The sequence below is a fragment of the Gardnerella sp. KA00718 genome (assembly GCF_049244285.1).
Lineage (GTDB): Bacteria > Actinomycetota > Actinomycetes > Actinomycetales > Bifidobacteriaceae > Bifidobacterium > Bifidobacterium vaginale.
The window spans coordinates 1,132,528-1,147,279 of record NZ_CP058370.1 but is presented as its reverse complement, the minus strand read 5'-3'; the positions used below and the strand labels follow the sequence as shown (position 1 = coordinate 1,147,279).

The following is a 14,752-nucleotide window of genomic DNA, read 5'->3' as shown; positions in this document are numbered from 1 at the left end:
TATGCGTGAGAGCAAATCTGTGGATGGTTCGCTTTACAATAATGGTTCCAAAACATCTGGTTCTGATAACAGCGGATTAAATCAGTCCGAAGTTAGTGCTGATCGAAATGTTAAAGCCGAATTAGTGACTTATTCTGGTGATAATCCTAAAAAAACTAAGAATAAATCTAAGTCCAAATGGTTGCGGAGGCATATTGATGCTATACCGTTGAGTACTCGTTTGGTGGCGTGTACTTTGGTTGTTCTTACAATTGCTGCATTGTGTATTTCTCTTTCTATTAGGCAATTAGTTGGCAGTTATCTGCTGGATAAAACCGATGCTCAGCTTACAGATCAGGCTCAGCTTATTTACGACAATATAGATTTACTTCGTAGTAAGGATTCTGGAGAACAGGCTGCAGGTCCTAATGATTATTTCTTGCAGATTAGAGACACTAATAACAAGATTATTACTACACCTTTGATTCCAAAACTTAAGGGTGATGTTGTTTCTATGCCAACTCTTCCAGAAGATGGAGAAATTAATAATGTTGTTGTAAGACGTAGGCCTTTTACTGCTCCAGCGCGTGTACATGGAGATGTAAAAAGCATTGATGAAACAACTGCAAAAGCTGCGGAATCTCCTTGGCGAGTTCTTGTTCTTACATGGGGTCAGCGAAGCGGATATAATTCCGAAATGCATGTTAGAGGGTATGTTTATATAGCTCTTTCTTTAAGTGACCAATTAGATACTGTTAATACGCTTACACGCTATTGTGTGATGGTTAGTATAACAGTTATCCTTCTTGGTGCTGTTTTAGCCGCTCTTATTATTCAATCTACTCTTGTTCCACTAAAGAGAATAGAAAAAACTGCGTCGAAGATTGCTTCAGGAGATTTAAGTAGGCGAGTACCTTCCGCACCAGAAAACACGGAGGTTGGATCTTTAGCTGCTTCGTTGAACTCTATGCTTTCTAAGATTGAACAAGGATTTAACGACCAGGAAGCAATGACTGAGAAAATGAAACAATTTGTTTCTGATGCAAGTCATGAACTCCGTACTCCATTAGCTGCTATTCATGGATACGCTGAATTGTACTACATGTGGAGAGGTGTGCCTGGTCAGCAAGAAAAAGCTGATGATTCTATTGCTCATATTAAGGCTTCTAGTGAAAGAATGACGGAACTTGTAGAAGATTTGCTTTCACTGGCGCGATTTGACGAGGGTAGAGGAATAAATGTTTCTCAGACAGTTAAAGTAACTCCTATTCTTTCTGATGCGGCAAATGATTTGAGAGCGTTAGATCCAGTTCGAGTTATTCAGCAAGGCACTTTGCATTTAGCTGATGACTGGAAGTTGATGAATTGCTCTAAGCCAACAAATTGCAGTCTTGATAGAAAGTTTATTTTTACTCCAGGTGAGTTACCTAAAGTCACTTTAAAGGGTGACGGAGCTAGATTGCGACAAGTTCTTACAAATATTGTTGGAAACATTCATCGCTATACTCCAAGCGATTCTCCAGTAGAGATAGGTATGGGTGTTCTAAAGGCTTCTATTACTCCTGAAGCTCTTCAAAAAATGGGATCTGTATCTCGTTCATTGAAAGACTTCTTAGAAGCTGCGGAAGTGAGCCAATCTACTGGAACAGGCAGCTCATTTGTGGTTATTCGAGTGGTAGATCATGGACCTGGCGTACCTGAAGAATCTTTATCTCACATATTTGAGCGATTCTATATTGCAGATCCATCTCGTGCTAGAGAAAAGGGTGGTACTGGCTTAGGTATGTCTATTGCTCAGTCTGTTGTTAAAGCTCATCGTGGTTTTATATGTGCTACTACGTCTTGTGCATCTAGGACCAGCAGTGATCAGCTTATTGATGATACAATGGCAGGAAGCGAATCATCTGAATCTAAGCCTCATGGTTTAACTCTTACGGTTGTGTTGCCGAATGTGATATTTGACGATGAGAATAATAAGAAGGTTAAGAATAAAGATACTTCTAGCATGGTTACCGATAATAATATTGTAAAAATCGATAATAGTTTAAATTATTAATTATTTTATTTATAATTTTGCTTGTTTTGACATGTTTTTTCGGATAATTTATTGCTTATAGTTTTTGTTTTAGATTGTTCGGGATTCATGCGCTACAATTGATAAAGCGTGAGCCGAGTGAATGTTATGTGGATTATAGTAGAATATGATGATTCGCATAGAATTTAATGAATTCGAGTGAGGTGTGTTATGCCCAACGGGCGTGTTCGTTGGTACGATTCTAAAAAAGGATATGGCTTTATATGCGATGAGGAGGGCAAAGATGTATTCTTACCATCTTCTGCGCTGCCAGAATCAGTGAAAGAGCTGCGTAAAGGTACGCGTGTTGAATTCTCTGTTGTTGAAGGTCGTAAAGGGCCACAGGCAATGGGTCTCACTGTTGTGGCTTCTGCGCCTTCGCTAGTAAAAGCCACAAGACCAAAAGCTGAAGATATGGCTGCAATAGTAGAAGACCTTATTAAGCTTTTGGATTCTGCAGGCAATGGTTTACGACGTCGTCATTATCCGTCTACTGCTGAGAGTAAGAAACTTGCGCATTTGTTGCGTGCTGTAGCAGACAATTTTGACGTGCAGGACTGATATTTAACAGGATTTTTTATGGCAGATGAAGTAATTAATCCTCAGGAGCTTGCATATAGTATTGCTGTGGAAACTGCAGAGCGTGAAAACGCTGTTGGAGATTTCGTAAGTGCTACAGATCTTGGTAGTGATGTTACCGATTTTAGATTTGTTTGCAATATGCCTGGGTATGAAGGTTGGCAGTGGTCAGTAACGCTGTACCACGATGCTGATGTTGATCGTTGGACAGTTAATGAGTCAACTCTTGCCCCAACCGAGGATTCTTTACTACCTCCACCTTGGATTCCTTGGAAAGATAGACTTAAGCCAACGGATCTTTCGGTTATGGACTCTATTGGTACAGCCGAAGAAGATGAAAGGCTTGAGTCTGGAGTTAATCCAGAAGCTTTAGATTATAAAAAATCTAAAGCAAATGTTTCTGAAGATTCTGTAGAAACTGAATGCTCTGAATCGGAAAAGTCGCCAGCAACCGAACAGGATGACGAAACAGAGCAAAATAATGAATCTAAAGAAGATAATGAGTCTAAAGAATCTCAAGAAGATTTTGAAGAAGCAGTTGAGACTTTTAGATTAACTCGTAAGAGGGTTATGACTGCTGAGGCAATAGCTCAAACGGCGAAGCGATGGTATTCGGGACAACATGGTCCTAAATCGCTTTCTACTAAAATTGCGGATGGTAAAGCGTGTTCATCCTGCGGATTTATGATTCCGCTAGCTGGCAGCTTAGGAAACATGTTTGGAGTTTGCGCAAATATGTGGAGCCCAGACGATGGGAGAGTGGTGGCATTAGATCACGGGTGTGGAGAGCATTCCGAAATAGAGCCACCAGAGCCATCACAACTTTGGATTCAATCGACTCCAGCCTATGACGATTATCATATTGAGATAGCTCCTCAAGCTCCTAGAGACGAGAGAGCAGATGTAGAGCTTATCGAAGAAGCGATTGAAGATAGTAAGGAAAATCGTAAAAGACATCGCAGGTTGATAATTGAAGACGAGTCTGACGAGTTCAGTGAAAATAGCGAAAATAGCGAAAATAGCGATTCTGCAGAAATTGATTCAATTGATAGAAGTAATAATAAAGATAATAAAGCTAATGAAGATATTGAATCAGAAGATTTTGCAGATAGCACTGATAATTCTGATGATGTTGATAAGAGTGATGTTTCGGATGATGCAGATAGCGCAGATTATGCAGAATCTGGCGATGACTCGGATTCTGCAGACAATTCTGAAGATTTAAATAAGTCGTCATTAACCAATGAGTAACACTAAAAATAGTGTTAGAGTCATGGCAACTCGTTACCATAGAACGAAGGATAAGAACGGAAGGCAATTATGTTTGAACGGTTCACTGACCGCGCTCGGCGTGTGATTGTGCTAGCTCAGGAAGAAGCGCGCTCTCTTCAGCATAACTATATTGGTACCGAGCATATTCTCTTAGGTCTTATTAGAGAAGGCGAAGGAATAGCAGCAAAAGCTTTAAACGCCAAAGGCGTAGAATTAGACAATACTCGTAAACAAATAAAAGAAATGATTGGCACTGGTACTGTCTCGCCTAGTGGACACATACCTTTTACTCCGCATGCTAAACAAGTGCTTGAGCTTAGTTTGCGTGAAGCATTGCAATTGGGGCACAGCTATATTGGTACCGAGCATATTCTCTTAGGTCTTATTAGAGAAGGCGAAGGTGTTGGAACGCAGGTGCTTATTAAGATGGAGGTCGATTTAGGAGATCTTCGTAGCACTGCAATGGATTTGATTCGAGGAAATTCTGGATTACCAGAAGACGGTCAGAAGGGTGATTTGGCTAATGCTGGAGGAGTGCAGGATAAGAGGAATCAGTCTGGTTCTGCGCTGCTAGATCAGTTCGGAAGGAATCTTACTACAGAAGCTGAGCAAGGGAAGCTTGATCCTGTTATTGGTCGTTCAAAAGAGATTGAGCGCGTTATGGTTGTGCTTTCTCGCAGAACTAAGAATAATCCTGTTCTTATAGGTGAACCTGGTGTTGGTAAAACAGCTGTTGTGGAAGGTCTTGCACAGAAGATTGTTGCTGGAGATGTGCCAGAAACGTTAAAGGGCAAGCAGGTTTATTCTCTTGACTTGGGTTCGATGGTTGCTGGATCTCGTTATCGTGGCGATTTTGAAGAGCGCTTAAAGAAGGTGCTTAAAGAAATTAAGACTCGTGGAGATATAGTTCTATTTATTGATGAGATTCATACTATTGTTGGTGCTGGGTCTGCAGATGGTGCTTTGGGTGCTTCTGACATGCTTAAACCTATGCTTGCGCGTGGTGAGCTACAGACGATTGGTGCTACAACTACCGATGAGTATAGAAAGTATATTGAAAAGGATGCGGCTTTGGAACGAAGATTCCAGCCTATTCAAGTTCAAGAGCCTTCTATTGCAGAGACAATTGAGATTCTGAAAGGTTTGCGTGCGCGCTACGAGAATCATCATCACGTAACTATTACGGATGCTGCTTTGCAGTCTGCAGCAGAAATGTCTGCTCGCTATATTCAAGATAGGAATTTGCCAGATAAGGCGATTGATCTTATTGATGAAGCTGGAGCTCGCCTACGTATTAAGCGATTGACAGAGCCACCAGAGCTTAAGGAACTTGATTCTAAGATTTCTAAACTTTCAGAAAAGAAAGATGAAGCTATTAAGAATCAGGACTTTGAGAAGGCTGCCGACTTGCGAGATGAGCAGGAAAAGCTTGAGGAAGAACGTAAGAATAAAGAGCAGGCTTGGCGTGAGGGCGAGTCTAATGTGAATATGGTTGTAGACGAGGATGTTATTGCATCTGTTGTTTCTAATACAACTGGTATTCCTGTTTTTAAGCTAACTCAAGCGGAATCCAAAAAGTTGCTCGGTATGGAAGCGGAGCTTCATAAGCGTATTATTGGTCAAGATGAGGCTGTTTCTGCACTTTCTCGTTCTATTCGTCGTGCGCGAGTAGGATTGAAAGATCCAAAGCGTCCTTCTGGATCGTTTATTTTCGCTGGTCCTACAGGAGTTGGTAAGACAGAGCTTGCGAAAACCTTAGCTCAATTCCTGTTCGACGATGATGATGCTTTGATTCGTGTTGATATGTCGGAGTTTGCGGAAAAGTATGCGGCTTCTCGTCTTTTCGGTGCTCCTCCAGGATATGTTGGCTACGAGGAGGGTGGCGAGCTTACAGAGAAGGTTCGTAGAAAGCCATTCTCGGTGGTGCTTTTTGACGAAATTGAAAAGGCTCATCCAGATATTTTCAACACGCTTTTGCAAGTGTTAGACGACGGTCATTTAACAGATGGCCAGGGAAGAAAAGTTGATTTTAAGAACACGATTATTATCTTGACTACAAATCTTGGTACTCGTGATATTGCTAAGTCAGCGAATACTGGTTTTAGTCTTGGCAATAATGCGGATGCATCTTACCAGAGGATGAAGGATCAGGTTAATTCGGAATTGAAGCGTCAGTTCCGTCCGGAATTCCTAAACCGTTTGGATGATACGATTGTGTTCCGTCAGCTTACTGAGCCAGAGGTTCGTCAGATTGTTGATTTGGACGTTAAGCATTTGAATGACCGTCTGTTTGAACGTCATATGACTTTGGAGCTTACAGATGCAGCTAAGAATCTTCTTGCGCAAAAGGGCTTTGATCCTCTTCTTGGAGCAAGACCGTTGCGAAGAGTTATTCAGCGCGATATTGAGGATGCCATAAGTGAGAAGATTTTGCTTGGCGACTTAACAGATGGTGAACGCGTTGAAGTTGATGCAGAAGGCGAAGGTTTGCTGGGGGAGTTTATTTTCCGCGGCATAAAGTTTGATGTTGAGTCTTGATGTTGAGTTCTAAATAACGAAAATATTCTAAATAACGAAAATCCCGGTGTGTAAATCTCATCGGGATTTTTGGGTTTTATAAATCACTATTGTTCCGATAAATAAAATATGTTATTCCGATACTGTATTATTCAGATAAATGAATTACGCTGAGCATCTAATAATGCTTTTTCTAATTCCGTATCTACAGCAAAAATGTAGAGTCCATTAACTCCTCGTTTTAATAACACGTTAAGCTCATTTTTAAGATTATCAATTGAATAGTCTAACGTAATTTTCTTTTTTGCTGATAAATCTTTAGTGTGCCTTTTATTAGTTGCTTTATCGTTTCTACTATTTTCTGGGCAAAAAACAACTTTACCATTACGATACTGCACTGAAGGTCCAATTATTACCCCAGCATAATTTAAATCAAATCCTTGAACTGTAAATGTAGATCCAATCTCATTTATAGTATGAGGCTGTTCTGCCCATGATTTTTTTGTTTCCTTTATTGAATGTGAATGCTTCGAGCTATCTAACGATGACAATTGATAATTCCATGGATGGCTAAAAATTTTCCCTTCTCTTTCCAAAATTTCTAACTCGGAACTACTAGCATCAGCATATTCTCCAAGTCCCATATACCATTGTCCATTACTATCACAATGTAAATCTACATTCCAAGTACCATTTACAGCAGTAGGATTATTCTTATTGTTCTTATACTCCCAATCGTATGTTGCAACAATACGTGATAATCCGTGCCCATCGCACCCAGAAGCTTTTTCTTCAGATTTAGATTTGATAGCCTTAAACAGTTTAATAGGTGAATCAAATACCTTGAAATCAAAAGGTTTATCTGCATTATTCGAATCTGCATTTTTTATTTCAGAATTACTACATACTGGAAGAGTGCCAATACAACCATTGTATATAAAATTTTTAATCCATTCGAGAACATTTTTATTAGCTCTCATACGCATCTGATTTTCAAGAATAAAACGACGAACATTCACACTTATTGAATCATTTAAGGATAATGCTCCACAATCATTAGCACTATTACCAAAAGACTTCTTATCCTTGCAATATGTACCCAATAATTTTTCTAAGTCTTCTGAATTCCACCGTTGGTTACTTTGTAAAATTTGATTAGGATCAAAAGCTGCAATAACAACTCGAGACCTACATAAGATATCAGACAACATATTTGAACCAGAGTAAGCCTGATTAGCCTGTGTGTTCAGCAAGTGAGCTTCATCAATAAGAGCTACATCACAGCAACGCTTTGGTCTGTCAATAATACCACGACCTTGTTCGGTTTGCTCGCTAAAACGATTAATAAACTGAGAAGGTAGCATAACAAGTTCATCATTATTTTTTTGCAAACGTAATTTTGTTGCTATTTGATTGTATACATTCACTTGTTCTTTATGGTTTACAATTATGCAAGCAGTTTTCCTATTATTGATAGTTGAAAATTGTTTATATTCATAATCAGAATCTTCTTCGTTTTCTACTTCAACACTATCATAACTGTACTGGCGTAATTGATTTTTTATTTTGCTTAGCTTGTTACAAATTTTATAGAACAAATCACTAAGTAAAACTGTTTTTCCAGTACCAGCATCACCTTCTAGTAAAATAAGCGTAGACGAATCAGAGTCACACTTATTTTTTGATTTTAAAGCTTCATTAACGATATCTATAACTTTTCTTTCAATAGTCTTCTGTTCAGAAGTCAATTTATGAAATGGTGACGCCTTGAATAAAGCTGAGTCGCGAATAATTCCTTCCTCTGGAAATAAATCTGGATCCATGTCATGAAGCTGAACCCATATTCCAGAAAAAATACGTTCGAACTCTTCTTCTGGATAATATTCACCCTGAGGATTGGTTCTGCGATTAGTAACTTCATTAATTGAATCAACACTTAACAAATACTGCATGAAGCGGTTTTCAACATCTAAAGTAAGTGATTTATTAAAATGTTCATTAGCAATAATATATTGTTTTACTTCGCCTTCAGATAGTTTTTCCCAATCATCTCTGATTTTGGTATCAGCATTCAGATGTTGTTTTGTTCTCTCCTCAATATTATTAGTTTCACCAACATAAACCGTATATCTCTCATATTCTTTTTTATGAACAATATAAACAGTTGGAAATTTCAGCAAGTAATGCTTCAAAACTTGAATAGTTTGGTTATCAAGATCACTTCTTTTATACTTTAGATTTTCATTAATGCTATGTTCTAATTCATTATCTTTGAAAACTTTATAAGGTAAATTAACAATTATGGACTTAGGGGGAACAATAGCTTTCATCATGATTTAATGATAGCTATTTGATAAGAAATATTCTATTAATAAAAACTAGTAGCAATGGCGAATTTACAAATGTTTTTGAATTAGATATTTCTAACTCAATTTATAAATTTTCGATTATGAAAATTTAATCCGCGTATCAAAACTGTTTCCTTAACGCAACAATTTTGATACACTCGTGTTATGTCTATTTTTGTGAATGATACTCTTCTTACGCGTGAGGAAGCTGCAGCCAAGCTAGCAGTTAGCACTCAAAGAGTTAGCGCATTATGCTCGAATCATTTACTAACAACGTACACATTTGGAAGTAGGAAGATTTTAATTTCACTAGATTCTGTAAATCGTTATAAACAACAAAACTCTAAAAGCGGTAGGGCATATGCTCCGTCATTAGCTTTTGCAGCATTGTTTATGCTTAGCGGTTGTGAAGGTTCGTGGATCAATAGGCAGCAGAAGTATCGTATAGGAGCATATTTGCGTTCAATTACTCCGCAAGATTTGGTTAACCGATCTAAAAATCGCGCGAAAACAATGGAGTATTGGTGTAGAAAATCGCGTTTAGTAGAACTTTTAAAGCACTTAATACTTTCTGCTGCAACTGGAAATATGCACTCACAATTCCAGCTTAAGCAAACTGACAAAATAGAAGGATATATAAGCAGTAATAATTTAGAAGATTTGGTAAATAAATTTCATCTTAAGAATAAAGAAGACGGCGTAGATAATTCAATAATTAACGTTAAACTTCGCGTTATTGATTCTAAAGTTTTCGATTTTATTCGCCAAAATGTTTCTTCATGCATTACTGAAGACACACAAGAATCATCGACAAAATCCTTTATGCCAATCGCAGTGTGCTCTGTAGATTTGTCTGAATCTCTTGATGTTCGCGAGCGCCAAGCAGGATTAACCAAACTTGCGGAATTGATTGCTAAATATAATCACTAAACATAATCATGCAATAAAAGAATAAAAAATTATACCTTTTGCTAAAATTTAGAAACAATATTGGGGAGTTTTTGGGGGAATTTAATGATTGGCATAAGTGTATCTACGCCTACAGTTGAAGTTTCTAAGAGTGATAAAGAAGTTAAAGCAAGCAATATTGCCGAGTTATAAAAATAGAAGATTCAATAATAGCAAAATTAAATCTGTCTATATCTTACATGCATAAATAAAGAAAAAGCCTGATTAGAACGATAATCAGGCTTTTATTTTGTTATAAAACATTTTATTACTTAGTGGTTGTATCGGATGCCATGCACATTACGTTAGCAGCTGTTCCTGTTGCGCTTTTGTGAGATATTTGCTTTCCGTCAACGCTAATGGAACATTCAACTTGATAATTATCTTGCGTTGGATTGTTGATATCAAGTTTTGGTGTAGCCATAACAGTCCAGTCTTTTTTAGCATCTTTGCCAGTTAAAACTTTTTCCCAAGTACCATTATCTGAACTCTCATTGCTACTGGAACCAGCAACTGACAAATTAATATCAGTTGGACCTGTTCCTTTTACCTGAAGTTTCATTTCTTTAGCGTTTTCATTAGCAATACCTTTTGTCATATTATCTATTTTCTTGCTTGCCTTATCTAAGCTTGATGTAGCTTTATTTAGAGAATTGCTGAAACTCGCTTGCATGCACAAAGTAATCACTATTGAAAGAATGCCAAGAACGAGTCCAGCAACTACCATTCCGCGTCCTCGTTTGCTTCCATTCTTTCCTGTTGAGTGGAACGAGCAACCAGAAAATATAATGGCTAATATTCCCAAAACAAGACATATATTATTTATAATCGGAACGAATGAAAATACTATACCTATAATTCCTAATACGAGTGCAGATACACCAAGTCCACTTAAATGTTTGTATTCAGATTGAGAATTTTGATTTGTATGAATGGTTTCATTTCCTTCAGTCATCTTTCTTCCTTACCTAGTTTGATCTAAAATATGCAAAAAATAAAAGTAAATTTACAATTGCATATGCAAGATAAATTTTATTCGTTTTTTTTTTATGCAAGTAGGCATAGAATTGTGTAAAAGATGTGTGAATTGCTTGCAAATATTTTATGCAAGAGTATACATTTGCACTCTGCTGATGTGAGCTTGCAGAAAGTATTTAGAATACAAGCTAGTCGTTAAAATGTAATCTAAATAAAGTTGAAACCACTCGTTTATGTTTAGCAGTTTGTGTTAGGTGAGTAATAAGCGTGTAGATTCTAATTTGCTTATATTTTGTTTTATACTGTATATACTACCGTACTTTGCGCCAACGCAATCTTCCGTCGTTTACTCCTTCCTTACACATCATAAGAGTTCCTCGTATAGTCACTCCTTGTTGTCCAGAAGTAGAGCAGAAGCTTCCAGGATGTACTAGAGGAAGTTGCTGTTGTTGAGGCTGCTGCTGAGGTTGTTGCTGAGGAACGGGAGCTGGTTGTGGGGTAGGTGCTGGCGCCTGCTGCTGAACTGGTGCTTGGGCAGGTTGTTGATTATCTTGCTGTTCTTCTGCGTTCCTATTTTCAGATTGCGTAGAATTTGAATTGGAATTATCTACAGATGATTTGTTTGTTGGATTCTTTTTTGTGCCTGTCTTGTTAGTGTTAGTTTGATTTTTATTGTCAGAATCCCCATTTGAAGACGACTTATTGTCTTTGGAATCCTTGGATTTGTCATCTTTATCTTTTTGGGCAAAAATTGAATCCTTTTCAATTTCGCAAGACAAGTCGTTCTTTTTTACGGAGCAGATTTCGTCAGAGTAATGATTTATGGCAAATTCTATTTCTGCTTCATCAAACTTAAGGTCTTCAAGTTTTGACTTTGCGTCTTCTTTAGTTAAATTATTATCATCTTCTACGAGTAGCCTTAATTTTCTTACTGCCACATTGTTGAAATCGTAAGTGTCGTCCAAATAATTTATAGCAGATTCGGAATCTTTCGCAGAGCATTCGGAAGTTGTCATCTTTTTCTTAATAGCGGTTAAGGACAAAAAGTTATCGGCTACATAGTTTTTTGCTATATTTTTACATTCTGATGCACTTAACTTGGTTTTAGTGTTGTTTGGTTTATTTTGCTGAATTGAACCTATGACACCAGCTGCTAAAACGATTATTAATATAGTTAGGAGTATATGTTTAAGTTTTTTAGATTTTGGATTTTTTGGATTATTGGGCTTGTGGGACATATTACTCGGGTTCTTATCATATGATGTAGCGCTGTTATTTATAATTTGAGTTTTTTGTACGTCGATATTTTTGTCAGAAACATCATTGTTATTCATAGAATATCTTTCTCTACTGTAAATATTTGATATATCTTATTACCGTCTTTATGAGTACTGTTACAGTTTAACCGCATTTTGCTTATTTTGTGAATAGAATTTATGTTAAATATTTTCTATTCTTCAAATTAGAAAAATTTGTAAGCTTATGAAGATTAAGCACGTATCAAAACTGTTTCCTTAACGCAGCAATTTTGATACAGTTGCTATGAATATATGACACGCCAAGCGACACGCCAAAAGACGCAAAGCTTGCATTTGAGAATATTTCGGGTATAGTAGTTACTCGTGCTTCGGGCTGGCGGTGGTCAGTGTGAGAGCATTGCGGACATAGCTTAGTTGGTAAAGCGCAACCTTGCCAAGGTTGAGACCGCGGGTTCGAGTCCCGTTGTCCGCTCTAGGTCCGGTGAGTTATTCGACCTTACGGTGGGTTAGCCAAGCGGTTAGGCAGCGGCCTGCAAAGCCGTATAGATGAGTTCGACTCTCGTACCCACCTCGATTAAGCGGGTTAGCTTAATAAACAACCTGGGCGGTTGGCGCAGTGGTAGCGCACTTCCCTGACACGGAAGGGGTCACAAGTTCGAACCTTGTATCGCCCACTCGAAAGGATTGCCTTTCACGCATAATTAAAAAAATTTTGGGTGATTGGCGCAGCGGCTAGCGCACTTCCTTCACACGGAAGGGGTCATAGGTTCGATTCCTATATCACCCACAATATTGTTCAGTTTCGCGGTATGATATACCGCATTTTTTGTATCTACTGGTATGCCTCGGTATTAGTCAGCATTTTGTTAAGACATTTTTCGCGTATAGGTTGATTTAAGAATAAGCGTAGCGTCAAAATTAAATACTATTTTTGAGTTATGCACAAAAATAGTATTGGATAATGTAACGGTGCTGAATAGTGTAATTCCCAAAATCTCGCAGTTACGCTGTTCAGTTACACTGCTCGGTTACACTGCTCAGTCATGTTGCTTAATCACGCTGCTCAGTTCTACTATTTAGCTCTATTTATTACTTGATATCCGTGTTTAATTAACACAGATTCGAGTTGAGAAAGATACGCAATTGCTGCAGGGGAAAGATTCGTGCGCTCATTCTTAATCCACCCAACAAGCATGGTTTCTTCGCAATCCAGCGGAATGGTCACGATTTTCTCGTTATTCAAGTCGCCATTGTCGATTCCAGTGCAAATCGTAAAACCATTAAGACCAATAATAAAGTTCAAAATGGTTGCGCGATCAGTAACATTAATCTTTTTAGGTGGATGTTGAGGCCATACTGCTTCTTCTGTAAAGAAGAAGCTACCATCCTCACCCTGCTCATACTGAATAAACGGATATGGTCGCAAATCCTCCAAAGTGAGTTTTTTATGACCCGCAAGTGGATTGTTTCTAGAAATAAACACATGCAATTTAGCGCGGAAAAGTGGATGGAATTCAAGATGCTTTTCTCGAAGCATTTTTCCAATAACGTCTTTGTTGTAGTCGGAAAGATAAAGCAAACCAAGGTCTGCGCGCATTGAAGTCACTTGATTAATAATATTTTTTGTACGCGTCTCCCTTAGTGAAAACTCGTACTCGTTAGAATCAATGCTGCGAATCATGTCTACAAAAGCTTCAACAGCAAACATGTAGTGCTGAGTTGCAACGCTGCAAAGCTGTTTTCTAGGCTTAGTGCTGTTGTATCGCTCTTCAAGCAAATCTGCCTGGTCTAAAACTTGTCGTGCGTATGTTAAAAACTCAGCTCCGTCAACAGTTAATGCAATTCCTTGAGAAGACCTTGTAAAAATCTCAATGCCAAGCTCTCGTTCCAATTCTTTTACGGAAGAACTTAACGCTGGCTGTGAAACATAAAGTTCATGCGAAGCTTCGTTCATAGATCCACACTCTACGATTTTCACAATGTACTTTAATTGCAGCAGCGTCATTATTAAGAGCCTTCCGATTTTGGGATTTATACTTGACTATTTCCAACTATTACAACTATAACAACTATAAACTAACGCCTATAATCTTGCGACTTTGGCTTAGTGCTTATAATTTAACGCCCAGCGATGCTAAATCTTTGCGAGCTTGTTCGGTAGTAGTAAAAACAAACCCATGCATTCCAACATTATGCGCGCCATTAATATTTACTGGCTTATCGTCGAAGAAAACAGTTGTTTGCGGTTTCAATCCAAATCTGTTCATAGCAAGCTCAAAAATCTCAGGCTGTGGCTTATGCAATTTTTCAACGCCAGAAATAACCGTACCTTGTAAAAGCGTTTTCAATTCTGGGAATTTACGCAATGCGAGTGGGAAAGTTTCTTTAGACCAGTTAGTCAATCCCCAAACTCCGTAGCCAGCTTTGCGCAAATCGTGCAATAAATCAACCATTCCAGGCATCATTTGCGTAAGAACTTGGTCATAGTGTGCGCAATACCATTGAAAAGCGTTACTAAGCTCCTTGCCAAATCGCCTTTCATATTCTGGCAAAAGGTCTTTTAGTAGTTCGCCGCCGTCCATGCGGTCTTCAAACTCATAAAATCCAGCCAAATCGTCTTTTCCAAAAGTGCCATTAGGACAAATAGTGTCTACTAAATCTGGGAACTGTTTTTGTAAACAATTCCTGCAATTCCACTCGAGTAAGACCTTACAATAATCAAACATTACGTCGTGAATTTCAACAGATTCTACATTTTCATTTGTGTTGATATTTGTGTTGATATTTGTGTTTTTCAT

Annotated in this window: 10 protein-coding genes and 4 tRNA genes; 9 read left to right on the top strand and 5 right to left on the bottom strand. The window is 38.1% G+C overall.

The genetic code is table 11. The features are described 5' to 3' along the window. The first annotated feature begins 1 nt into the window (after position 1). The 4 genes from HXT55_RS04635 (at position 2) to HXT55_RS04620 (ending at position 6,442) form a co-directional block, all read left to right on the top strand. Positions 2 to 2,035 carry a sensor histidine kinase gene (locus HXT55_RS04635; RefSeq protein WP_075038608.1) on the top strand — a complete coding sequence of 678 codons (2,034 nt, stop codon included), beginning with the start codon at positions 2 to 4 and terminating at the stop codon, positions 2,033 to 2,035. Between the two features lie 189 nt (positions 2,036 to 2,224). After that, on the top strand, positions 2,225 to 2,614 hold the full coding sequence (locus tag HXT55_RS04630) for a cold-shock protein (RefSeq protein ID WP_004115360.1): 390 nt from the start codon (positions 2,225 to 2,227) through the stop codon (positions 2,612 to 2,614). An 18-nt stretch (positions 2,615 to 2,632) separates the two neighbouring features. Further along, positions 2,633 to 3,883: a DUF3027 domain-containing protein gene (locus tag HXT55_RS04625; RefSeq protein WP_421792579.1), complete on the top strand. Its 1,251-nt coding sequence runs from the start codon at positions 2,633 to 2,635 to the stop codon at positions 3,881 to 3,883. A gap of 69 nt (positions 3,884 to 3,952) precedes the next feature. Next, the gene (locus HXT55_RS04620; protein WP_064623217.1) at positions 3,953 to 6,442 is read left to right on the top strand and encodes an ATP-dependent Clp protease ATP-binding subunit; all 2,490 of its coding nucleotides are present in this window, start codon (positions 3,953 to 3,955) and stop codon (positions 6,440 to 6,442) included. A gap of 131 nt (positions 6,443 to 6,573) precedes the next feature. On the opposite strand, the gene HXT55_RS04615 is transcribed toward HXT55_RS04620, so the two are convergent. Further along, entirely contained in the window at positions 6,574 to 8,754 is a 2,181-nt protein-coding gene (locus HXT55_RS04615; RefSeq protein ID WP_014554642.1) for a DUF2075 domain-containing protein, read from the bottom strand. A 180-nt stretch (positions 8,755 to 8,934) separates the two neighbouring features. Between HXT55_RS04615 and HXT55_RS04610 the strand changes: the two genes are divergently transcribed. Then, a complete protein-coding gene (locus tag HXT55_RS04610; protein ID WP_101892076.1) occupies positions 8,935 to 9,699 on the top strand; it encodes a helix-turn-helix domain-containing protein in 765 nt (254 codons plus the stop codon). A gap of 286 nt (positions 9,700 to 9,985) precedes the next feature. Here HXT55_RS04610 and HXT55_RS04605 read toward each other — a convergent pair whose 3' ends face one another. Next, the gene (locus HXT55_RS04605) at positions 9,986 to 10,672 is read right to left on the bottom strand and encodes a DUF4190 domain-containing protein (protein WP_014554640.1); all 687 of its coding nucleotides are present in this window, start codon (positions 10,670 to 10,672) and stop codon (positions 9,986 to 9,988) included. 334 nt (positions 10,673 to 11,006) lie between these two features. Further along, entirely contained in the window at positions 11,007 to 11,711 is a 705-nt protein-coding gene (locus HXT55_RS04600) for a hypothetical protein (RefSeq protein ID WP_421792576.1), read from the bottom strand. A 642-nt stretch (positions 11,712 to 12,353) separates the two neighbouring features. On the opposite strand from HXT55_RS04600, the gene HXT55_RS04595 reads away from it, so the two are divergent. The 4 genes from HXT55_RS04595 to HXT55_RS04580 all read left to right on the top strand — a co-directional run bounded on the left by HXT55_RS04595 (position 12,354) and on the right by HXT55_RS04580 (position 12,741). Beyond that, positions 12,354 to 12,426 (top strand) — tRNA-Gly (locus HXT55_RS04595). Positions 12,427 to 12,454: 28 nt separating this feature from the next. Beyond that, positions 12,455 to 12,525 (top strand) — tRNA-Cys (locus HXT55_RS04590). Between the two features lie 31 nt (positions 12,526 to 12,556). Further along, a tRNA-Val gene (locus tag HXT55_RS04585) sits at positions 12,557 to 12,628 on the top strand. A 40-nt stretch (positions 12,629 to 12,668) separates the two neighbouring features. Continuing rightward, positions 12,669 to 12,741: transfer RNA gene (locus HXT55_RS04580), tRNA-Val, on the top strand. A gap of 285 nt (positions 12,742 to 13,026) precedes the next feature. Here HXT55_RS04580 and HXT55_RS04575 read toward each other — a convergent pair. Both HXT55_RS04575 and HXT55_RS04570 read right to left on the bottom strand, forming a co-directional pair. Continuing rightward, positions 13,027 to 13,959, bottom strand: coding sequence for a LysR family transcriptional regulator (locus tag HXT55_RS04575; protein WP_014554638.1), 933 nt, complete (start codon positions 13,957 to 13,959; stop codon positions 13,027 to 13,029). Between the two features lie 106 nt (positions 13,960 to 14,065). After that, a complete protein-coding gene (locus HXT55_RS04570) occupies positions 14,066 to 14,752 on the bottom strand; it encodes an HAD family hydrolase (protein ID WP_050792604.1) in 687 nt (228 codons plus the stop codon).